The organism is Blastocatellia bacterium (assembly GCA_035275065.1).
In the GTDB taxonomy this organism is placed as follows: domain Bacteria; phylum Acidobacteriota; class Blastocatellia; order UBA7656; family UBA7656; genus DATENM01.
In genome coordinates this window covers 142,028-165,517 of the sequence record DATENM010000014.1, presented here as the reverse complement: position 1 = coordinate 165,517, position 23,490 = coordinate 142,028, and the positions used below count along the sequence as shown (strand labels likewise).

Sequence of the window (23,490 nt, the reverse complement as noted above, 5' to 3'; positions counted from 1 at the left end):
TTCCGCGCCTCCTGCGTGTCTCGGCGCATGCGTGCTTATCTTGCCTACTTCGATAATACTTCTTTAAAGAATTCAAGGGCGCGCGGGTCGCCGGTCTGGCCGAGCCAGAACATCGCCTGCTTGCGCACTTCAGGCTTGGCGTGGGTTTTGGCGATCTTGATCAGCAGCGGCACGGCTTCGTCTCTCGGGCGCTGGCTGATGGCAAAGACCGCCTGCTTCTGCACGTCTGTGTCGGCGTCCTCGCTCTCGACGGTTTTGCCCAGCACGTCGAGCGAGCGCTGGCCGGCGCGCTGGCCGACCCAGAAGAGCGCCTGCTTCTTCAGGTCGTTGTCCCTGTCGCTTTCGGCGACGCGGATCAGAAAGTTGGTGCCCTCGTCGCTGCCGCTTCGCTTCTGGTCGTCGTCGCCATCCCTATCTTTATTGACAAAGGCGGCGAAGATAATCTGCTTCTTCACCTCGTGGTTGTTGATCGTGCCATAGATGCTCTGCAAGGTGGTCATTGCCTGCGGGTCGCTGCTGATGCCGAGCGAGAAGGCCGCCTGCTTGCGCAGCTCGGTATTCTCCTGCTCGTTGCGGACGACTTCGCCGAGATAGGGGTGGCTGCCCGGCAACTGGCCCATCCAGAAGACGGCCGACTGGCGCACCTTGTTGTTAGTCGAGTTGCGCGCGAAGCCTTCGATGATCCCCTCGATGCGCGCGTCGTCATGCATGGCAATAGAGATCACGGCATTCTCGGCGGTCTTCGTCGAGTTATTGCCGTCAACGATGCCGCGCAGCAGCGCCAGGCTTTCGTCGGCGGTGGCGCGGCCCATCCAGTAGACCGGGTAGCCGCTGAAGCTATGCTCGCGGTCGAGGTTGTACAGCTCGACGCGCTCAAGCGTCGTGCCGGCGGCGTCATACTGCATGAAGACGCCGAGGTTGCGCGTCTCGATGCGCTGGCCTTTCTGATAGACGATGCCGTTAACGATGGTTTTGCCGCCGTGATCGTTGTTGAACTCGAGATCGACGCAGACGCCCGGGCGCACGTCGAATTGATAACCGGCCCAGAAGCGCGATTGCGCCGCGCGGCCACGGCTGATGGCGTTGTCGAGCTTGCCGCGCAGGCTCGCGCCATCAACCGGCGTGAAGTTGCCGCGCTGTGCGTAAGTGTGATCGGCAACCGTCAGGCTGACCACGAAGAGCAGGGCGATGGTGTAAAGAATCTTTTTCATGATGATCTCCTTTCGATGGCGTGAACCCCGGCGGCACACTGGCGCGAGATTCAAGTGTGCATAGACAAATTTTTCCTGACGCGCAAGCGGATCGCTTGCGCCAGGCCGTGCGGCGCAAGCGATCTGCTTGCGTCACATCGGCGGTAATGAATTAAACGTTACTTCAGCAGGTCTTCGAGAAACTTGATGGCTTCCGGGTCGCGGCTCTGGCCGATCCAGAAGACCGCTTCCTTGCGCAGTTCCGGCGCGGCGTCAGATTTGACGATGGCCATCAGCTTATGCAGCGCCGCCTTCTTATCCCGCGCCTGGGTGAGCGAGAAGATGATCTTCTTCTTCACCTCAATCGTCTTTTCCGCGTCGTAGAGCTGGCCGAGAAAATCCACCGTATTTTCGCCGCCGGTCTGCGCCAGCCAGAAGACGGTTTCGCCGCGCACCTGGGTATCGTCGCTGCTGCGCACGATATCCATGAGCTTGGCGCGCGCCTTCTGATTGTTCATCTGCGAGAGCGAGAAGATGATCTTCTTGCGAATCTCTGTGTCGCGCTCGCCGTCGTAGAGGCTGATCAGCTCGTCCGCCGCCTGGTCGCCGCCGCGCTGGCCGACCCAGAAGATGGCTTCCTGGCGCGACGCTTTGTCAGTGGCGCTGCGGGCGATCTCGAAGAGCTTGGCGCGCGCCGCATCCGAATGGCGCTGAGTCAGCGCGAAGATGACGCGCTTGCGAATCTGCGGGTCCGGGTCGGCGTCAAAGATTTGCATGAGCAACTGGTCATTGCTCGGATTGTCGCGCTGGCTGACCCAGAAGATGGCTTCTTCGCGCAGCCGCCGCGACGCGCCCGACTTCGCCATCTCTGTGAGCAGGGCATCGGCGCGCGGGCTGCTGTGTTGCGAGATGGCGAAGATCGCCGCTTTGCTGACCTCTTCATCCGGCGAGGCGGTGAATTCTTTCAGGAGGTCGAGGACGTTCTCGTCGCCGGTCTGGCCGAGCCAGAAGATCGCCGTCTTGCGCAGGTGCGAATCTGTGTTGGTGCGCGCAATGTCAACCAGCATCTCTTTGCCCTGTGCCGAGCGGTGCTGGCCGAGCAAGGAGACCGCCATCTCTTTCAGGTGGCGGCTGGCGTTCGGGTTGCGCAGGATGATCGCTGCCTGCACCGCGCCCTGTTCGGGATTGCCCATGAAGAGGCTCTGCAAAGCGATAGCTTTGGTCTCATCGCCTTCGATGTTGTCAATGTTGCCGACCGGCTGGCGCGTCGGCGTCTGCAAGCGCAAGGCTTCGGCGTCGCGCCGCCAGCGCGAGTTCGGGAACTGCGACATCAGGCGCGCAATCGTGCGGTTGGCAGCGTCAAAGTTCTCTTCTTTGACCTGCGCGTAACTGAGCCAGTAGAGCGCCGCATCCACCTCTTTGCCCTTCGGATACCTCTCGATGTACTGGCCGAACTTTTCGGCGGCCTTCTCCCACGATTCGTCGGCGATCAGGTCGCGCCCCTGGCGGAAGATGGCCACTTCGTCGCTCGAAGCGTTCGAGGTCTGCACGAAGCGGTTGAGCTTCTCAAGCTCTTGATTGTAAGCCCGCGCCGGGCGGATGATGCCGACCAGCGTAAACAATCCGTTGATGGCGAGCGCCAGCATAATGAGCGCGCCCAGGCTCGGGCGGCGGGTCGCCATGCGGCGTGAAGCCGGGGCGGCGTCAGCAAAGCGCCGCGTCGGAATGCTCTCCTGGTTGCGTGTCCGTGTGCCTCGGCGGCTGATCTGATTCAGATAATTGCGAAACATAATGGCTCCTTCGATGAATTAAAACGCCCGGCTGAGGGTCGGTGCCGCATAGACCTGCAAGGCGGTGATGATCTCTTTCTTCTCCATGCGCGCTTTGATCGTGCGCACGTCGTCGGGCACCGGTGCGTCCGCCAGATTGGCGATGTCGAGCAGGAACGGTTCAAGGCTGCCGAGCAGATCGCCGACCGGCAGGTTGCCGCGAGCTTCGGCAGCGCGACGTAGCAGCACGTTGTTAGCCAGCAACCGCCGCGCGCTCTGCCGCTCGTAAGCGAGATCGAACGCGCTGCCCCCTTCGCTGTTGCGGAACGAGCGCAGCAGCATTTGCGCGCGCTCGATGTGGCGACCGGTGTCGGCATCAACGAACGGATTAGCGATGGGCGAAGCCATCGCCACTTCGCTTGCGACCGGGGCCGCCTCATTCGTTGGCGGTTGATGGATGACATCGGGCTCTGCTTGCGGCGCATGCTTTCTGACATTCACATGATCTGGCACATGAACCGGAGCCGCACTGCGCTTGCCGGCTGGCGGCGCATTAACCGAAGCCGTCACCGGCGGATGGACTGGCGCGGCGTCACTGATTACTGGGCCTGGCGGCGGCGGCGCGGCTTCCGGCGTCTTGAGGATGGCGTGCAGCTCGCTCGGCGGCGGATTGCCGGGGGCGAGCAGCAGCCACGCAGCGGCCACAGCCATCACGAGTATCGCGGCGGCAGCGGCGTACTTGAGCCAAAAAAACGGGCGGCGCGCGCTCAACTGTTGCTCGATGCGCGCATCCAGCGGGCGGGCCTGAAAGCGCAGGCTGCCGAGCGCCTTCTCAATCTCTTCGATGTCCGGGTCAGGCTCGCCCGACCCATCCCACAAATAATCGTCTTTCATGCCCGTTCCTCCAGACCGAGCCTTTCGCGCAACAACTTCATGCCGCGATGCAGGTTGACGCGCACCGAAGCCGGTGTCATGCCGGTTCGCCCGGCAATCTCTGGCCCCGTCATGCCTTCGACCAGTCGCAAGACCAGCGTTTCGCGATAGGCTTCGGGCAAGCCGCGCACGACTTCGAGCATGCGCGCCGCTTCGTGCTCGGCTTCGGTATCGCAGTGGCTCGTGACCGGCATCTCGTCTGTCAACTCTTCGGTCTCGTGCGCCCGGCGGTAATAATCAACGGCGCGGTTGCGCGCGATCATTGCCAGCCAGCCGCCGAAGGCCGCCGCTTCGCGCAGCGAGCCGAGACGTTTGAGCGCCGACAGAAAAACATCCTGAACCAGATCGTCAACGTCGCGGTACGGCACGCGCGCCAGCAAGACGCCATGCACCATCGGCGCGTACAGCGCATAGAGCCGCCCGAAGGCTTCGCGGTCGCCGGCGCGCACGGCTTCGACCAGCGCGACTTCCGTAGACGCGACCGGCTCGCTCGTCACAGCGGGTTGAATTAGACTCGCCAGACTCAATACCTTGCCTGCCGTCTCCAATGCGCTCATTCACCGCCTCGCTCGTCCATAAAGACGCGGCACCCCGGCGAAGCGTTATCCGAGCTTGAAAGAATTTTAACCGCCAAGACGCCAAGATCGCCAAGAAGAGCTTTGTGTCCTCTTGGCGATCTTGGCGTCTTGGCGGTTAAGGCTTTGATTACCGCCTGGGTCTATTCAATGACTAAGCGGGCGGAGCGCGCGACGCTCTTGCCGCCGCTCGTGACAATGGCTTTCAAGTCGTATGTGCCAGGCGGGATGCTCTCCAACGGCAAGCCGCCGGCGAATTGAATGCGGCCTGTGGCGTCGGCAGCCGGCAGCTCGGCGGGGAGTTGCGCCAGCGTCTGCCCCTGTTGCGACAACTCAAGCATCAACTTCGGCGGGGCGCTGCTTCCCTTGGGCACATACGCCGTGAAGAAGAAGGATAACTGCTTGGACTTTGCCTTTGACACGACCTCGCCGAGATTCGGGTAGGCCAGCAATTCGCCAACGTGAAACGGATTGAAGGTCTTCTGTTCCTCAGCATTCAAACGCTCGGTACGCTTGATGAACACAATGTCACTGAGCCGGAGGTCCGTGTCACTGGCCGCCGGCACTTCAAAGGTGCCTTCGAGAACCCCTGCCTTTTTCGCCAACGCATCGTAAACCACCGTCTGCACCTGATAGCGACCGGGCGCAAGCTCGCCCTCGCGGTAAAACTGGATGTCCTGTTTTTGCAGGGCGGCAAGGTTGGCCATTGGGCCGGTCAACGCATAATGGTGGCTCATCTTTGTCACCGTGTCGTTGGCGGCGCTCTTGAAGGTCATCACGACAGAGAAATCTGTGGCAAAGGTTTTCGTTTTCTCATCCGTGCGAATGGCGAGGGCTTGCATCGGAACCTCGGCTACAGCGGTGACCAGCCCGGTGCGCGTCGTTTCGGGGAAGCTCATCGCCGACGAGCGGACAGGCAGGTCTTTTGGCCCGCGACCGCTGGCGGCAATCGCTAAGGCAGGGGTTTCATATTCGAGCACCGGCGAGTCGAACACCGAATTGATGGCGTAATAACCTTTGCGAGCCTGCACCGTCACGCCTGACCGTTTCACTTTCACTTCGATGCGGCGGAACTGCCCGTTTGCCGCCTGGTCTTTGGGCGCGTAGCTCAACATGTAATAGGTGCGCAGCTCTTCGTCGATGCGGCCCATGCGGCCCTTGAAATCATTAGTGTTATTAATCAGGAAGCCGCCCGTCTGGTCGGCCAGTAGCCCGAGGCCGCTGCGCGGGTCCAGCCTGAGAATATCTTCATTGCGCTCCAACTCTTTCGTCATCGGCCCGGTGTGATCCGCGCTGGTCGCCAGCTCAGTCATGCGCAAGTTGCTTCGCGATTCGATCTCCTTTTTCGTCTCGGTCTGGGCGCTTTCGACGCGCAGCCCCGCCGCGTCAATCGTATAGATGCTGACGTTGGCGGCATTGGCCGTGCTGATGAGCGCGCGCATAAACGGTTCGACGTTCGACGGCAGCGCGATCCCCTCCGAGAAAAAAATCACCGCCTTGCGGCCCGGAATGGCCCGCAGCGAATTGACGACCGCAGTCAGGCCGTTGATCGTCGCATGTCCCTGCTGTTCGCGTTGTAGCGCCTCGAAGCCTTCCGACAGTTGGAGCTGCAACGTCAGCATGTCTTTTTTGGACAGATAGAATGGGTCGCCCTCGGGCCGGGCGGCCGGGTTGTAGCCCTGGACGAAGCCGGACAGTTGGTCTCTCACCTGCCGGGACTCTTGTATGTTGGTTTGGTAAATGGCCCCGCTGACTTCACCTGTGCGCTCGACAGCCGCCTTGACGAGTTGCGCGTCTTGCGTCGGAGGTTGCAGGACTTGCAGCGCGAGGCCGGTGATGTAGACGCCCATGCGACTGCCCGACTTCATGTTTTCATTGACGTAGTTCAACGCCGCGTCGCGCGCCCGCGGGCGGCCTTCGGGAGTCAGGCGATCAAAAATCAGGGCCGTCGTGGTCATCCCGGCTAAAACATCATTCGATGCCGGCGATCCGCTCACCGGCTTAGATGGCGTGGCGGTTTTCGCTGCCGTTTCGGCTTCGGCCAGTTCACGAGTCACCAGGCGGACGGAGGTGATCGGCTGAAGCACGCCGTTTTCATAAACTTCGAAGTCGGCAGCCGTCAGCCCCTTGACCGGACGCCCGGCCTTGTCTCGAACGATGACATCAACCGGAACTTCGACGCCGCTAACCACCACCTTCTGGTCTTTTTGTTGTTCGGAGCCTGTCTGGACTCTGGGACCGGCATAGAGCAGGTTCGCGGTCAGGAGTCCGACAACCAGTAGAGTCTTTATGTTGAAGTGCATGGCAGAACCTCCTTCATGCGATTGTCTGGCCTCAAGCAGCGTGAATAGCGATTGGCTTGAACCCGCCCGGACAACTCGCACAAACGATAAACCAAAAATAAACCGGGCCCCTGGCACGGTCACACATTGAGAAGATCGTCACATTGAAGCGGGCGTAGCATAGCACAGGTGTAAAGGCGTTGAAAGAAAACTGCTCGGTGTCTGACGGGCCATTTCAAGGGACAGGCTTTCCCGCTATGGCGATGCGAACGTCCGTGGCGCGCGCGCCGAGGTGCACGAGCACCGCTTTGACGAAGAGGGTGTCGGCGGCGGCGTTCAGGCTGGTGAACAGGAGCTTGCCGTTTTGGTAGTAGGTCACCTGGTGGTTTTCGACGACGATGCGAAACACGTCGCCCGCGGCGTATGGGGTTTCGCCGGCATAGGCGTTGTTCTCGCGAATCTCGGCCACCGCTTTGGCGGTCAGCTTGATGGCGAAGTCTACGCTGGCAAAGTTTAATTCCGAAGGGTCGCGCGTCAGCCCCACCATGCGCGTCTTGTCGGTCTCGGACGCGGTGAATTCGATGTAGCCGTTGCCGCTTGACAGGCGCTGCTCGGAGCGCGCTTCAGCATCAGCCAGGCTATCGCTGCCGGTCGTCTTTTCCAGACCGCTGCCCTTGACGGCGCAATTCAATAAGCCTGTCCATGTCACCGGCTGTGTCGCGCCCGAATGAGTCTCGCTCGCGGTTGCCGGCGTGGCGGATGATGTGACAGTGGCCACATTGCGGCGCGGCGCGGCAGGGCGGGCGGGCGCGGTGCTTGCGGGCAATCGCGTCGCGGCGCTCGCCGGGGTGTCAGGCGGCGGCGCGGTGGTTTCATATTGCTCACGCCCTGACATCGGCGGAATCTGCACGACAAAGACATCGCGGCGCGATGCCGAGCCCCAGTTGCTCGTGAAGGCGGCGAAGCGACCGTCGCGGCTCAGGTTGGCGCGCGGCGAATCGGCGTAGTCGCGATAAACCGAATGATGATGCGCCAGCCGCCGGACGCGCCCCGAGCCGTCAGTCGCGACCAGCAGCAATTCGTTCTTGAAGACCCCGGAGCTTGGCAGCTTGTTGGCGAGGAAGGTGCTGACCAGCGCCCAGTTTTCGTCGTCCGCGAGCAGCGACACATGGCCGCTCAAGCTCCAATCCGTGCCGAAGCCGACGGCGGTGTTGAAGCGGTGCGGACTGGCAAGCTGGCGAAAGGTGTAACGGTTATTCCAGTTGTCTGCGCCGATGATCGTGCCGCGCCCGCAATCGTGATGGCCGGGCGCAAAGTCCGGGCCGCCGTCTTTGAGGTCGCTGATCCGTTTGCTCTGCAAATCGACGACGCGCACTTCGATGCCGCTGTCGGGCGGTGGCGGCGGCGGGTCGGGCAGCTCCATCGTCACGACCAGATAACGGCCCGTCTTGTCCACCTGCACTTCATTGACCTGCGGCTCGTTGATGGCGTAGAGCGCGTTCGTGCCGCGCTTCCACGCCGCGTAGCCGACGACCTTGTAATCGTTGCGCGAGCTTTTCAGGTGAAAGGCGAAGGTGTCGTCGTCGAGCGAGCGGCTCATCTGCCAGATGGTGTCGCCCGGCACCTGACCGGCGAAATCATGCACCAGCTCATAATTGTTCATGACGACGTTGTAGCTGTAGAGCCGCAGGCCCGAATGACAATAGACCAGATTATTATCCGTGCCGCTCCAGATCACATCGTCGGCCCACGGATAACCGCCTTCGGGCAGCGGGTGTTGAAACAGCTTGCGCCGCGTCGTCACCCCGAAGTTATCCGGGTCGAAGCCGAAGAGGATCGCCTGGTCATCGATCTTGACGTAGAGGCGCGTCGAGTCTTTGTTGAACGTCGGCCAGTAAGAGTAAGGCGTTTCGGCGAACTTGCCGTCACGCTGATCGGTGACGCGAATCAGCGTCGTGCCGAAAACCGGATCAACGAAAGTGCCGCCGGCTTCAGGCAGCGGCGGCGGCGCGGGCTCGGCATAGACGCGGCGGTCGGTCTTGACAGTGTGCGCAGCGGTCGGGCGCGGGCTTGCCGTTTGCGGCGTGCGCGCGGCGGATTGACGCGGCGTGGTCTGCGCTACAGCGCCGAGCGGTGCGATCAATAAAAGCAGCGCCACATCGGCGCGCTTCGTCGTGGTGTGGTTGATGTTATAGATCGGCCTCTTCATTGCCGGTTACGCGCACACTCCTTTCTGAGCTTACTGAAAATGATATTTGTCCCTGGATTCCACTTTGTGTCATAAGTTTACGTCTGTTAAGCTAAATTTCGTCAGTTCGCCCCTCCTCACGCGGCATAACTGCTTTGGAAAACAATCTTGAGATCGTGGCAGGCGCGTTGCTTTGCCTGCTTCGGAACGAGACTGCGCATGGTGGAACCGCTTATGCAAAGAGGGGATTTACGACCGCACCGCTCAATCATTTTCCTGCTGGCCGTCTTGGCCGTCACGGTGATCGCCGCGCAGGCGCAGCCGCCGGCACTGTGGTCGCCACGCGGGCCGGGCGGCGGCGGCGCGCTGTTCGCGCCCATCTTCAGCCCATACAACGCTAACGAAATCTATCTCGCCTGCGACATGAGCGAGCAGTTCCATTCGACCGATCTGGGCGCGTCGTGGGCGGTCACTGACTTTCGCCAGATTCAAGGCAACCGTGAAGCCCAGGTGCGCTTCACGAGCGACCCGGCAATCCGTTATGCGCTCGATTACACGGGCGACCTGACGACGCCATCGCGCAGCACAGACGGCGGCGCGACCTGGCATCAATTGGTGAGCGACCCGACCGATGGCGGCGCCTATGCGCTCTTTGTTGACGACAGTCTGACGAGCCGCGTCCTGGTCTCGGATTATTCGACGGTTTACTTTTCGAGCGACGGCGGCGCGAGCTTCGCGCAGAAATTTACGACCGCAAGCGGCAACGGCTGCTTTGTCGCCGGCGCGTTCTTTGACGGCGCGAATATCTATGTCGGCACCAATCTCGGCTTGCTCGTGTCAACCAACGGCGGCGCGAGCTTCGCGCTCGCAAGCGTCGGCGGCATACCCGCGGGACAGGCCATCGTCTCGTTTGCCGGCGCGAAGCAGAACACGACGACGCGCTTCTTTGCCGTGACGCTCAACTCAACAGATGTTTATCCGGGATTGTTCACCGAAGGCTCTTACGCGAGTTATGCGGGCATCTACGCGCTCGACTGGGGGCAGGCCAACTGGACGTTAAAGACATCGGGCATCGCCACGGGCGACGACCCATTCTTAGTGGTGATGGCGCGCGGCAACATCTCGGCGGCCTACGTTGCCGGACAGCAGGAGGCGAACGAGTTCCCCATCATCTACAAGACGACCAACGCCGGCACGAGCTGGCAGAGCGTTTTTTTAACGACGAACAATCAGAACATCTCGACCGGCTGGTCGGGGCGCGGCGGCGACCGCGACTGGAGCTATGGCGCGGGGGCGCTCGGCTTCACGGTAGCGCCCACGGATGTCAACCGCGTCGTCTACACAGACCTGGGATTCGCGCACCTGACGACCGATGGCGGCTCGACCTGGCGACAGATGTACGTCGCGCCGGCTGACCAGAATCCCGCGGGCCAGCTCACGCCCAAGGGGCACACGTATCACAGCGTCGGCCTCGAAGACACCACCTGCTGGTGGCTGACCTGGAGCGATGCCAGCAACCTGTTTGCTTCCTACTCGGACATCAAAGGGACGCGCAGCACAGATGGCGGCGCGGGCTGGTCATTCAATTACAGCGGCCAGGGCTACAACTCGACCTATCAATCGCTGAAGCATCCCGTGACCGGCACGCTCTATGTCGGCACGTCGTCGGTTCACGATATGTATCAGAGCACGCGCTTGACGGATTCAACGCTCAACGGCGGCAGCGGTGAGCTACTCTACTCGACAGACAAAGGCGCGACCTGGCAGCGGCTGCACAACTTTGCGCATCCGGTCATCGGCCTCGCTATTGACCCGACGAACGCCAGCCGCATGTACGCCAGCGTCATTCATTCGACGCAGGGCGGCATCTTCGTTTCGAGCAACATTCAAAACGGCGGCGCTTCGACGTGGACCAGGCTCGCCAGCCCGCCGCGCACCGAAGGCCACCCGTTCAATGTCTATGTGCTGAACGACAGCGCCATCGTCTGCACCTATTCGGGCCGCCGCAACTCGGCGGGCGCGTTTACTGCAAGCTCCGGCGTCTTCCTCAGCACCGACGGCGGCGCGACCTGGCTGGATCGCAGCGACACAGGGATGCGTTACTGGACAAAAGACATTCTCATCGATCCGAACGACGCGACGCAGAGCACATGGTATGTCTGTGTGTATAGCGGCTGGGGCGGGCCGCCGAACGGTTTAGGCGGGCTGTACCGCACGACGAATCGCGGCCAGTCATGGACAAAGATCAACAGCCTCGACCGTGTCGGCTCGGTGTCCATCAATCCGCTCAACCCGAATGAGATGTATCTCACGACCGAAACCAACGGGCTGTGGTATTCCAACAACATTAGCGCCGCACAGCCGACCTTCAGCGCCGTCACCTCGTACCCCTTCCGCCAGCCGGAGCGCGTCTTTTTCAATCCTTATAACCCCGCGGAAATCTGGGTGACCAGCTTCGGCAACGGCTTGCGCGTCGGCAGCAGTTGCGGCTATCAGTTAGCGGCATCGGGCGGCTTCTTCAAAGAAAGCGGCGGCAGCGGCAGCGTCGCGCTGACGTGCGGCGCGGGCTGTGGCTGGGCGGCGGCGAGCAATGACGCCTGGATCATCCTGACCTCGGCGACCAGCGGCAGCGGCAGCAGCGTTATCCATTTTGAGGTGCGCGAGAACTTCACCGGCTCGCCGCGGCAGGGAAGCCTGACCATTGCCGGGCAGAGCTATGCGGTGATTCAAGACGCGGGGATGCCGGACTGCAATTATGTGCTTTCGCCGGTGAGCCGTGTAAGTTCGGCGGCGGGCGGCAGCTTCAGCTTCAGCGTTTTCACCGCCGCGCACTGCGCCTGGCAAGCTACGCCGAATGTTGACTGGATCACGATCAGCTCAGGCAGCCCGGGCATTGGCAATGGAGTGGTGAACTACACGGTCGCGCCGAACTCAACGGGCGTGGCGCGCAAAGGCCGCATCCGCGTCGGCAATCAGATTTTCATGGTGAAACAAAAAGGCAGCTAGTTAATCGGGCGGGGTCGGCGGCGTTCGACCTGGAGAGTGGCGCATCGCTATTCGTCTTCGGGCAAGAGATCAGCGACCAGCATTGACCAGCCCGGCACGGCATCGCCGGCATCGGCCATATCGCCGCGGCGAAAGATGATCGGATTATCTGGATCATCGTGATGATAAGATTTGATGACGTCGGGGCTGAGCAGATCAACATCCCACACGCAGAGTGTGCCGGCGGCGAAATAATCCCGGCGCTTTGTCTCCATCCTTCGTTCAGCCTTTGGCCCATAGTCCTCTTCGCTGCGAACTTCGACGGCAAAGACGGGCGCCCCCTCGAGAAATCTCATCCGTGTCGGCTTGCCGGTGTACCACGCCGCGTCGGGGCTGAAGGACTTGCGGTTCGGTAGATTCACGATGAAGCCGGCATTATCAGGGACTGCATAGCCTGATTTCGTTTTATGCTCATGCTGGCGGAGGCTCGCATAGACCTCGCCGCCGGCGCGACTGGGCCAGAATCCTGTGGGTGACATACGTATAATCTCTCCGTCGACAAGCTCGGCCTTGCCGTGTTCGGGGATGAGATAAAGATCTTCAATAGTCGCCTCGACTTTCGTGGTCATAATGGATCCTCGCGGGCCAATCATACCACGAAACTCCCTTTGACGAATCCTCGGTTAGAGCTTGCGGCTTGCCGCGCGCGCCGCCGACGATTAGACTCATCGCGCTATTCTGACCGTCACACCTGGGAGGCGATATGCCACAAGTCAACACCGTGCGTGGCCCTGTTGACACCGAGCGTCTCGGCGTCACGCTGATGCATGAGCATGTATTCATTCTCTCGGCGGAGATCATGCAGAATTATCCCGAAGGCTGGGGCGATGAAGAGCGGCGCGTCAGCGATGCCATCGCCCGACTTAACGAGTTGAAAGCGCGCGGCGTGGACTCAATCGTTGACCTCACGGTCATCGGCCTGGGGCGCTACATCCCGCGCATCGAGCGCATCGCCGCCGCCACCGATCTCAATATCATCGTCGCCACGGGCGTCTACACCTACAACGACGTGCCGATGTACTTTCACTTTCAAGGGCCGGGCACAGAGCTTGGCGGCCCGGAGTTCATGGCCGACATGTTTGTGCGCGACATCACTGAAGGCATCGCCGGCACCGGCGTCCGCGCGGCGATCTTGAAATGCGCCACCGATCAGCAAGGCGTCACGCCGGGCGTCGAGCGCGTGCTGCGCGCCGTAGCCCACGCGCACCGTCAAACCGGCGTGCCGATTTCAACACATACTCACGCGCACACCGAACGCGGCCTCGAACAGCAGCACATCTTCGAAGAAGAAGGCGTTGACCTGTCGCGCGTCGTCATCGGCCATTCGGGCGACACCACCGACACAGACTACCTGGAGAAGCTGATCGCCAGGGGATCGTACATCGGCATGGATCGCTTCGGCATTGACGTGCTGCTGCCGTTTGAAGACCGCGTCAACACCGTGGCGCGAATGTGTGAGCTGGGTCATGCAGACAAGATGGTGTTGTCGCACGACGCCGCTTGTTTCAATGACTGGCTGCCGGAAGCGGCGCTGCCCGTAGTGTTGCCGAACTGGCACTATCTGCACATTCACAACGACGTGATCCCGGCGCTCAAGGCGCGCGGCGTCACCGACGAGCAGTTGCATCAGATGTTAGTGGAAAACCCGCGGCGAATTTTTGAAAGGCAGGGGGCATACTGATTCTTCACAAGTTCAGATCAGAAATGCGCGACAGTCCTAATCGGGCAGGGCCTATTCATTCTCGGCCATTGGGTCAGACCTCCAAATTGAACAGTTCAACCCTTGTGTTCAATAGTATAGCAAATAGACGGGCAATCCCAAACGAGGTTCAAAGCGTCTTGATCGGTTAATACAAGCGTTTTTGGTCTGAATTGATAGGGAGATGCAGGAGTCCGTCGCTGCATAGTACGCCTCAGTTTTATTGCTTGACGAAGCCCGGTTAAACGAATAAAAGTACAGAAACGCTTGTGAGTTTGTAGCTACTATTTTTGTCGAGGGCTTCTGTACCTGCTATCCTCACCGATATGAAATAGTCAATTGAGAAATCGGCAAGATATTTGCGCGGCATGGGACTGTCTCGAAAGCTACCTGCGAGCAGTCATCATAAAAGGAGGAACATGATGGACGAGCAAAAAGAAGCGGTGCGGTTGGCCGGGTCTGACCTCCACCGCTCCCGACATGTCTGCGCCTTCTTTCATAAAAAGGATGAGGAATATCAGGTTCTTCTACCCTTTGTGAAAGAAGGGTTCGAGCAAGGTCATAAAGCATTCCACATCGTTGACCCGGCGCACCGTGACGAGCATCTGCGTCGGCTCAGTGAGGCCGGCATTGACGTGGTCGAGGCCGAGCGCAGTGGTCAGCTTGAGGTCCGACGCTGGGAGGATGCTTATTTGCGTGAAGGACACTTTGACCAGGATGCGATGCTCGCCTTAATCGAAGAGGTGCTGAGGGGCGGAAAGGCTCAGGGCTTTCCACTGACCCGTCTGGTCGCCAATATGGAGTGGGGGCTTGAAGACCGGCCAGGGGTTGATGACATCGTCGAGTATGAAACACGGCTGAACTTCATTCTGCCGAAGTACGATGACGCGGTCGTCTGAACGTACGATCTCGCCAAGTTTGGCGGGGGCGTCGTGATGGACATTCTCCGCACTCACCCGATGGTAATCATTGGCGGAGTGCTTCAAGAGAACCCTTTCTTCGTGCCGCCCGAAGAGTTTCTCAAAGAATTACATGAGCGCAGGCGTAAGGCGTCCGACCGATTAATCTGAAAACATCACTCACTGGGGCGACGTTGCCAGACAATAACGATGGAGACGCTTCCTGAAGAGATTAAAACCCTTCGCCGGCGCGTTCGAGATTTAGTCGCGATCTCGGCGCTGCCCGCAGTATGGATAGGCTATGACCCGCCGCAGATTGCCGAAAGCCTCGCGGATGTGCTGCTGAGTGCGCTACGTGCGGACTTCATCTATATCCGGGTTAGAGGCCATTCAGATGAAGCGCCAATCGAGGTGATCAGACCTAAACAAGGGGCGAACGCCGCCGACCACACACGAGAGATCGCGGCGGCGGTCGCGCCCTGGTTTAAATCCAACGCATCCGGCCCACCTCTATCTATCCCGAACCCTTTAGGGGGCGGAACTGTGCGGCTGGCCATCATCCCCATCGGGCTCATACATGAGGAAGAATACGGAGCTTTGGTAGCTGGCTCAACGAGGCCGGACTTCCCCACAGAAACTGACCGTCTCTTATTAAGTGTCGCTGTTAATCAGGTGACAATCTTGTTCCAACGCAACCAGGCCGAGGCGTCCTTGCGCCGCACTCAGCAGGAGCTTAGAGATTTCGTTGAGAACGCCTCCATCGGCATGCACTGGGTCGGGCCGGACGGAATTATTCTCTGGGCCAACCAAGCCGAGATGGATCTGCTCGGGTACTCTCGCGACGAGTACATAGGACACCCTATATCCAAGTTCCATGTCGATGAGGACAAGATTCGCGACATGCTCCGCCGGCTTTCCGACAAGCAAACGCTACACAACTACGAGGCGAGGCTGCGGTGTAAAGACGGTTCGATTCGTGACGTGCTCGTCAACTCCAACGTGTTGTGGGAGGGGGACAAGTTTGTCCATACGCGCTGTTTCACTCGTGATATAACTGAGCAGAAAAAGGCCGAAGAAGCAATGCACCTGCTCTCTTCTATCGTCGAGTCATCAGACGATGCGATCCTCAGTAAGAACCTGGACGGAATAATACTCAGTTGGAATAAGGGTGCGGAGCGGCTTTACGGGTACACGGCAGATGAGGTAAAGGGCCGGCCAGTATCATTACTGATGCCGCCCGAGCGCGAGGATGATTTCCCAAAGATTATGGAGGCGCTGAGACGCGGGGAGCGGGCCGAGCATTATGAGACCGAACGCAGGTGCAAAGACGGAAGGATCATCCATGTCTCTCTGACCATTTCTCCTATAACGAATGCCAAAGGGGAGATAACCGGCGCTTCGGCGGTCGCCCGCGACATAACCGAGCGGAGGAGATTAGAAAGAGAGAGGGAGGAACTGTTAGCTCGCGAGCAGGCGGCGCACGCCGCCGCTCTGGCGTCGGCTGAGAAACACCAACTCATGCAGGAACGGTTGACCCATCTGGTTGACGCCTCAGCGGTACTCCTCTCTACATTCAACGTGGACACGATTCTGTCTACGATCATCGACCTGGCAAAGCAAGTGCTGGCAGCCGATGCCTACGCGGTCTGGCGTTATACTCATTCAAATAGCCTCTGGCGGCTCATGTCATCCGATGGCCTGTCGGAAGGGTACATACAAAACGCAGGCACCATACTGCAAAGCGCCAAGCCCGCACAGATACCGCAGATCATCGCTGAAGATGTGACGAAGGACGAGGCGCTCCGGGGAAGACTGGAGGCGCACCAACTTGAAGGGATCAGATCCTTGTTGGTTGTGCCGTTGAGCATCCATGGAGAGAGCGCCGGCACGGTCGGATTTTATTACAGACAACCGCATCACTTCGACCAAACGAACGTGCGAGTTGCTTCTGCCTTGGCTAACCTCGCCGCGGCGGCGATTGGCACGGCAGAGCTGTATGAGGAGCAGAGCCGGTCGCGGAAGCAGGCGGAGGAGGCCAGCCGAGCCAAGGACGAGTTTCTGGCCATGGTGTCGCACGAGTTGCGCACCCCGCTCAATGCAATAGTGGGCTGGACCGCTATGCTCCGCACTGGCAAGGTCGATGAGGAGATTCGGGATCGTGCCATTGAAACCATCGAGCGCAATGCCCGGTCGCAAGCGAAGCTCATAGAGGACCTGCTGGACATCTCGCGCATCATCACCGGCAAGCTGCGCCTCAACGTCCAGCCCATCGAGCTATCGTCCGTCGTGGGGGCCGCCGTGGATGTGATCCGGCCCGCCGCAGCGGCTAAAGACATTCAGCTGCAGGTAGTCCTCGACCCGGATGCCGGGCTGGTGTCAGGCGACCCGGAACGGCTACAGCAGGTGCTGTGGAATCTCTTATCCAACGCGGTGAAGTTTACGCCGAAGCAGGGTCGGATTCAGGTCCGACTGCAGCGGCTCAACTCGCACGTCGAGGTTACAGTCAGCGATACCGGAGAGGGGATCACTCCCAATTTTCTGCCCTTCATGTTTGACCACTTCCGCCAGGCCGACACCTCTTACACGCGGAAGCACGGCGGGTTGGGCCTGGGACTTGCGATCGTGCGCCACTTGGTCGAGTTGCACGGAGGCAGTATATCAGCCTACAGCGGCGGCGAAGGCCAGGGGGCCACATTCACCGTGAAGTTCCCGCTAATGATAATCCACGCGCCTGTCCCTTATGCAGCCAGCCCGCTGCAGGGGAGAGAACAGACACTCTCAACTTCAGTCCCCTTTGAATGCCCGCAGTCGCTGGCCGGTATGAGACTGCTGGTAGTGGAAGACGAGCCGGACGCACGTGATCTTCTAAAGCTTATGCTTGAGCAATGCGGAGCTGTGGTGAAGGCCGCCGGCTCTGCGAAAGAAGGGTTGCAGGAGGTAGAGGAGTGGAAGCCGGACCTTTTGATTTCAGATATTGAGATGCCGGAAGAGGATGGATACACACTAATCCAGAAGATTCGCTCGACTGAAGCGCGGGCAAGCCGGTTGCCGGCGATAGCCCTCACCGCACACGCAAGAGCTGAAGATCGGATGCGGGCGCTCCGATCAGGGTATGATGCTCACGTCGCTAAACCGGTAGAAGTTAATGAGCTTGTAACAGTGATAGAGGGTTTGGCCAGGACAACCGGCAAGTTATAAAGAGCCAGCAGTATTTAGGTCAGAACAGTTTTGTAAGCAGGCCAATTAAAGCGGCGGTTTTGCCTTTTGACTATGCCGGGCTAGGCCGAACTGAATCCGATTTGTTTCAACAGTAAAGGTTTAGCAATAAAACAGAATTACAAGGGATGATTAAGAATTGAACGGAATAACTATTCTGTTTAATGGTAGGGTCTATAGCGATATCTTCTAATAGACTTTACTGTTGCTAGCCAAAGCAAGAATTTGACTGTACGGTTCAATTTTGAAAATTATGGGTCAGGAGCCTGATCTCAAAGTTGGGCGCACCGGCCATTCAGACCGTGTGTCCTTGATGCTCGATGCGCTGCCCACGCTTCACCGCTCAGAGGCTATCAACCCGGCGCGCACCTGCGCGGCCTGGCCATCTCGCTAGGCTATTCAAACGACAACTCATCATCCGGCGATGATACTTTCGTGACCGAACCATCCCGTAAAGGGGCGTATCAGAATCTCAAACTGAGCTTCCATGAAGCGGCGGCGACCGCGTAGAATCGTTGGCGCTTGCAGCGAGAATCAGGCCAGCGCAATTTTGAGGAGACCGATGATTCGACCCTTTGATTATTCCGGCATTACTCGCGACGCGCGCGGCATCGCGCATTACGACAGCCGGCCCGCCTCGCTCGTCGAGATGCTGCGCCTGACCGTCGAAGGCTCGCCCGACCACGAAGCCATCGTCGAGATCGGCGGCGAGCGCATCAATTATCGCCAGCTCTGGGAACGCGCGGCACGCGTCAGCGGTGGATTGCGCGCCGCGGGCGTGGCGCGAGGCGACCGCGTGGCGATTCGCCTGGGCAATGGCTTGAGCTGGGTGCTGGCGTTTTTCGGTGTCGAGATGGCCGGGGCGGTCGCCGTGCCGGTCAACACCCGCTTCAGCGAAAGCGAAGTGGATTACGTTGTCAACGACAGCGGCGCGGCTTATGTCTTCATGCCCGACGCAGCGTTGCCTGACGGCGAGCCGTTCGTGGTTGACGATTTGCAACTGCCGGATGTGGCGGCGATCTTTTACACCAGCGGCACGACCGGCTTTCCCAAAGGCGCGATGACGACGCACGAGAACTTTCTGACCAACTCGGAAACCTGTCGCCGTGTCGTCAGCTTGCCGACCGATGGCAGTATTCGCAATCTCGTATCGGTGCCGCTCTTTCACGTCACCGGCTGCAACAGCCAGTTGATTCCGACCGTCGAAACCGGCGACACGCTGGTCATCATGCCGGCGTTTGAAGTGCAGGCGTTTTTGAAAGCCATTGACGAGCAGCGCATCAACCTGCTCACCTCTGTGCCGGCGGTCTACTGGTTCGCCATCAATCAACCGAACTTCAAAGACCTCGACACCTCGCGGGTGAGATGGGTGTCGTACGGCGGCGCGCCCATCGCCCCCGATCTGGTGGCGCGCATCATGGAATCGTTTCCCAATGCGCGCGTCGGCAATGGCTTCGGCCTTACGGAATGCGCGTCGGTGGCGACCTTCCTGCCGCACGAGTACGCGCACCTGCGGCCTGAAACGGTCGGCTTTGCCGCGCCCGTCGTTGATCTCGACCTGTTCGAGCCGGACGAGCAGAGCGGCATCGGCGAGTTATTGATTCGCGGCGCGAACGTCGTCAAAGGTTACTGGAACAAACTCGAAGCGACCGCCGAGACTTTCGTTGACGGCTGGCTGCACACCGGCGACATGGCAAGGCTCGATGCCGATGGCTTTGTGCAGATCGTTGACCGCAAGAAAGACATGATCTGTCGCGGCGGCGAGAACGTCTATTGCGTCGAAGTCGAGAACGCGCTGGCGGCACACCCGGCAGTCTTTGAGGTCGCGGTCATCGGCGTGGCCGACGAGATGATGGGCGAAAAGGTCGGCGCGGTCGTCGTGCCGCGCCCCGGTCAGTCACTGGATGTGAGCGACCTGCTGACCTTCGCTCGCCGGCTGCTAGCCGATTTCAAGGTGCCGCAGTACGTCTTCATTCGCAAAGAGCCGATGCCGCGCAATCCCGGCGGCAAGATGCTCAAGCCCGTCCTCAGACGAGAGACCGAGTGGGGCAAACCCATACGCTAGCGGCAATCCGCCGCCGCGCCGCGTCCGTAAGCTTCAAAACGATTCCACACCCTCTGGAGGACGCTTTGAAGAAACTGGCCGCGCTCGTGATGCTGCTCGCGCTCGGTGTGCCCGGCGCATCACAAACATCGCCCGCAACCCGCCGCCTCATGCCGATGGCTGAACGGCTGGCCGACGCGGTGACGATCTACCGCGATAGCTTTGGCGTGCCGCATGTCTTCGGCAAAACGGACGCGAGCGTCGTCTTCGGCATCGCCTACGCGCAGGCCGAAGATGATTTCCAGCGGATCGAAGACGGCTACCTCCGCGCCCTGGGCCGCGCCGCCGAAGTCTACGGCGAGAAGGAGCTGCAAGCCGACCTGTTGAACCGCGCCATGGAAGCGGTGCGGCTGTCGCAGCAGTCTTACAAGCAGATGCCGGTTGCGTTGCGCGCGCTCTGCGATGCCTACGCCGAAGGCTTGAACTATTTTCTCGCGCATCACCCGCAGGCCCGCCCGCGACTCATCACGCACTTTGAAGGCTGGCACGTGCTGGCCTTTTACCGCTATAGCTGGTTTGTCGGCGACCTTGGGTTCCTGAGCGGATTGAAAGACGAAGAGCTGAAGATTGCGCGTGTCGTTCTGCCGGAGCACGACAACCGGCACGGCTCGAATGGCTGGGCGATTGCGCCCGCCAAGAGCGCCACCGGCCATGCCTTGTTGTTCCTCAACCCGCACGACGAGTACTTCAGCGTCACGCCATACGAGATGCACCTGCACAGCGAAGAGGGATGGAACGTTTCCGGCGATGTCTTTGTCGGCGAGATGCTGCCCGACCTCGGGTTCAATGAGCATCTCGGCTGGACGCTGACGAACAACTACCCGGATGTCGGTGACCTCTACGCAGAGACCTTTGACGACCCGCGCCGGCCACTGGCGTACCGCTACGGCAGCGGCTATCGCTTGGCGACCGAATGGCGCGAGACGGTCAAAGTCAAAACCGCGGCGGGCGTCGAGGAGAAGCCATTCACGTTTCGCAAAACGCATCACGGGCCGATCATCGCCGCGCGCGACGGCCACCCGCTCGCCATCAAGCTGGCGAAGTATGAAGCAGGCGACCGCGGCTTCATCCAGCAGTTTTATGCAATGGGCCGGGCGCGCACGCTCAAAGAATTTCAGGCCGCACTCGCCCAGCAAGGACACATCTATCACAACATCATTTATGCAGACCGGGCCGGCAACATCTTCTATTACTATGGCGGCGCGGTGCCGCGGCGCTCGGCGCGGTTCGACTGGTCGCAACCGGTTGACGGCAGCAACCCCGAAACCGAGTGGCGCGGCTATCACACGATGGCCGAGATGCCGCAACTGCTCAACCCGAAAAGCGGCTGGGTGCAGAACTGCAACTCGTCGCCGTTCACGACGCTCGACCGCGACAATCTGAACACAGCCAGCTACCCGCCTTACATGGTGCGCGAAAGCGATAACGAGCGCGCACGGCTGTCGCGCAAGCTGCTCACAGGCGCGGATAAAATCTCTTTCGATGGGCTGATGCGGCTGGCCTTTGACACACGCGTCAACGAAGCGGCAAAGGAACTGCCGCTCTTGTTCGCCGAGTGGGAAGCGTTGCAGCAGAGCGACGCGGCGCGCGCCGAGCATCTGCGCCCGGCGGTCGAAGCGCTGCGGGCGTGGAATCAGATCAGCACGATTGATTCGACCGCGATGACTTTGTTTGCCGTCTATCACAGCCGGCTCTATGACGGCTATCAATGGCGTCCGCAGTCGTATTTCTTCGCCGCCGATTCACAGCCGGTCAAAGCCGGCGCGAGAGTGAAGGCGCTTGAAGAGACGCTCGTGGCGCTCGAAAGAGATTGGGGAACCTGGCGCGTCGCGTGGGGCGAGCGGACGCGCTTGCAGAGGCCCGACGCGGCAGGCGACGCGCCATTCTCTGATGCGCGACCGAGCCTGCCGGTCGCCGGCGCCAACGGGCAGCTCGGCATCATGTTTTCGTTCTACTCGCGGCCCGCGCCGGGGCAGAAGCGGTGCTATGGTTTCCTCGGCCACAGCTACGTCGCCGTCGTCGAGTTCGGCCCGCAACTGCGGGCGCAATCGGTCATTCCGTTTGGCGAAAGCAGCGACCCGCAATCGCCGCACTACATGGATCAATCGCCACTCTTTGTGAGAGGCGAGTTCAAGCCCGCGTGGTTTACGCTCGACGAGATCAAGGCGCACACCGAGCGCGCCTATCATCCCGGAGAAAAGCAACCATAATCGGCGTGATCGCCTTGTGGCTGCTGCGCCGCTGGGCAAAGCAAGCGAAGGCGACAAATAATCATCAGCCGGTAGCCTCGGCAACAGTCACCTGATTTATTCATGCGCGTCAATCCAAACTGTCCCTCCTGCCGTAGTCCTCGGCGTGCTCAGCCTGACATCGGAGGGGATTAGGAATGGTCGAAGCCGCTTTGCAACAGGAGTCACCGGCCCGCAGCCGTCTGTCCCGCGTCTTCACGGACTGGTTCGCCGCGACCGCGCTCAGCCTCGGCGTTTTTCTCTTCGTCGGCTTGTTCCTCCTGTTCGCGGCCTCTCTGCATTCCATTGACTGGGCCAGGCGGTTTTTCCAGTTCACTGAAAATGTTCACCTCGATTTAATCACTTGCCTGGTGTCGCCAGCGGCGGGCGTCGCACTGGCCGCGTACCGCGCGACGAGGAAGCCAGAGGCGCGCGAACGTTACGACTACTGGCTGCAAGCCGCCACGCGATACATCCTGGCCTTCGTCTTTCTGGAGTACGGTTTCGCCAAAGTTTTCAAGCAGCAGTTCTTCAGCAACCTGAGCACGCTCGACACGCCTGTAGGTGAATTGTCGGGCCTGGAGCTGGCCTGGCGCTTCTTCGGCTACTCGTATGTTTACACCTTGTTCATAGCGTCTTCGCAGATCTTCTGCTCGATACTGCTTTTCTTCCGGCGCACGACAACGCTGGCCGCCGCCATGTTGCTGCCGATCATCAGCAACATTGTCATTATCAATTACACGCACCACATCCCGGTCAGGCTCGAAGCCATCACTCTGCTGCTGATGGTGTTCAGTTTGTTGCTGGCTGACATCGGCAGGCTAAAGGCGGTCTTCTGGGACCACGCGGCGGTCGCGGCGCGCCCGGTTGCAACCTTCTACGCGGGAGGCCGATGGCGATATGCCAAGGCTTTGCTCATTGCGTTTATCATTACTTTTGCCGTCGGCGAGAACTACAGAAACTACCTGACCCTGGCCAAGACGACCACGCCGCTGTACGGCACCTGGGAAGTGGAGGCATACCAACTCAACGGCGTCAATCAGCCGCCGAGTGATGAGAGTGCGTGGCGCCGCTTGTACATCGAATCGGACAAGACACTGTCGATTAAAACCGGGCAAGGGCGACCGGCAGAGGTCGAATCGGACGTGGCGCTCGATTTAAGTTCCAAGTCATTCCATTGGATCGACTTTTATACAGGCGACACGGTTCTCGAAGGTCATTACGAAGTCACCGCGCCCGATCAGCTGCTCATCGACGGCGCGCGAGGGAAAGATTCGATTCGCGTCACGCTCAAAAAAGTCAGATAAGCATCCCGCCATCCAGACTGGACGCGCCCGCCTGCTCTGCATTATCGTCATCAGG

14 protein-coding genes are annotated in these 23,490 nt (G+C 60.0%); 7 read left to right on the top strand and 7 right to left on the bottom strand.

Annotated features, from left to right (window positions below; all coding sequences use genetic code 11):
* Positions 1 to 44 precede the first annotated feature (44 nt).
* The 6 genes from VJ464_02625 to VJ464_02600 all read right to left on the bottom strand — a co-directional run bounded on the left by VJ464_02625 (position 45) and on the right by VJ464_02600 (position 8,958).
* Positions 45 to 1,211, bottom strand: a complete 1,167-nt coding sequence (locus tag VJ464_02625; GenBank protein HKQ03999.1) for a HEAT repeat domain-containing protein — start codon at positions 1,209 to 1,211, stop codon at positions 45 to 47.
* 158 nt (positions 1,212 to 1,369) lie between these two features.
* Positions 1,370 to 2,980 carry a HEAT repeat domain-containing protein gene (locus VJ464_02620; GenBank protein ID HKQ03998.1) on the bottom strand — a complete coding sequence of 537 codons (1,611 nt, stop codon included), beginning with the start codon at positions 2,978 to 2,980 and terminating at the stop codon, positions 1,370 to 1,372.
* An 18-nt stretch (positions 2,981 to 2,998) separates the two neighbouring features.
* Positions 2,999 to 3,853 carry a hypothetical protein gene (locus tag VJ464_02615; protein HKQ03997.1) on the bottom strand — a complete coding sequence of 285 codons (855 nt, stop codon included), beginning with the start codon at positions 3,851 to 3,853 and terminating at the stop codon, positions 2,999 to 3,001.
* Positions 3,850 to 4,449 carry a sigma-70 family RNA polymerase sigma factor gene (locus VJ464_02610; GenBank protein HKQ03996.1) on the bottom strand — a complete coding sequence of 200 codons (600 nt, stop codon included), beginning with the start codon at positions 4,447 to 4,449 and terminating at the stop codon, positions 3,850 to 3,852. Before VJ464_02610 ends, VJ464_02615 begins: the two co-directional genes overlap by 4 nt.
* Before the next feature lie 161 nt (positions 4,450 to 4,610).
* Complete coding sequence (locus VJ464_02605) at positions 4,611 to 6,770, bottom strand: VWA domain-containing protein (GenBank protein ID HKQ03995.1); 2,160 nt, start codon at positions 6,768 to 6,770, stop codon at positions 4,611 to 4,613.
* A 214-nt stretch (positions 6,771 to 6,984) separates the two neighbouring features.
* Positions 6,985 to 8,958 (bottom strand): hypothetical protein, encoded by a 1,974-nt coding sequence (locus VJ464_02600; GenBank protein HKQ03994.1) that lies wholly within the window; start codon positions 8,956 to 8,958, stop codon positions 6,985 to 6,987.
* A gap of 213 nt (positions 8,959 to 9,171) precedes the next feature.
* On the opposite strand from VJ464_02600, the gene VJ464_02595 reads away from it, so the two are divergent.
* On the top strand, positions 9,172 to 11,943 hold the full coding sequence (locus tag VJ464_02595) for a BACON domain-containing carbohydrate-binding protein (protein ID HKQ03993.1): 2,772 nt from the start codon (positions 9,172 to 9,174) through the stop codon (positions 11,941 to 11,943).
* A gap of 47 nt (positions 11,944 to 11,990) precedes the next feature.
* On the opposite strand, the gene VJ464_02590 is transcribed toward VJ464_02595, so the two are convergent.
* Positions 11,991 to 12,551, bottom strand: a complete 561-nt coding sequence (locus VJ464_02590) for a Uma2 family endonuclease (GenBank protein HKQ03992.1) — start codon at positions 12,549 to 12,551, stop codon at positions 11,991 to 11,993.
* 134 nt (positions 12,552 to 12,685) lie between these two features.
* Between VJ464_02590 and VJ464_02585 the strand changes: the two genes are divergently transcribed.
* The 6 genes from VJ464_02585 (at position 12,686) to VJ464_02560 (ending at position 23,435) form a co-directional block, all read left to right on the top strand.
* Positions 12,686 to 13,663 (top strand): phosphotriesterase-related protein, encoded by a 978-nt coding sequence (locus VJ464_02585; protein HKQ03991.1) that lies wholly within the window; start codon positions 12,686 to 12,688, stop codon positions 13,661 to 13,663.
* Positions 13,664 to 14,100: 437 nt separating this feature from the next.
* Positions 14,101 to 14,580, top strand: a complete 480-nt coding sequence (locus VJ464_02580; protein ID HKQ03990.1) for an MEDS domain-containing protein — start codon at positions 14,101 to 14,103, stop codon at positions 14,578 to 14,580.
* A 210-nt stretch (positions 14,581 to 14,790) separates the two neighbouring features.
* A complete protein-coding gene (locus tag VJ464_02575) occupies positions 14,791 to 17,778 on the top strand; it encodes a PAS domain S-box protein (protein ID HKQ03989.1) in 2,988 nt (995 codons plus the stop codon).
* Between the two features lie 580 nt (positions 17,779 to 18,358).
* Complete coding sequence (locus VJ464_02570) at positions 18,359 to 19,861, top strand: AMP-binding protein (protein ID HKQ03988.1); 1,503 nt, start codon at positions 18,359 to 18,361, stop codon at positions 19,859 to 19,861.
* A gap of 65 nt (positions 19,862 to 19,926) precedes the next feature.
* The gene (locus VJ464_02565; GenBank protein ID HKQ03987.1) at positions 19,927 to 22,110 is read left to right on the top strand and encodes a penicillin acylase family protein; all 2,184 of its coding nucleotides are present in this window, start codon (positions 19,927 to 19,929) and stop codon (positions 22,108 to 22,110) included.
* Between the two features lie 176 nt (positions 22,111 to 22,286).
* Positions 22,287 to 23,435 (top strand): hypothetical protein, encoded by a 1,149-nt coding sequence (locus tag VJ464_02560; protein ID HKQ03986.1) that lies wholly within the window; start codon positions 22,287 to 22,289, stop codon positions 23,433 to 23,435.
* Positions 23,436 to 23,490 lie beyond the last annotated feature (55 nt).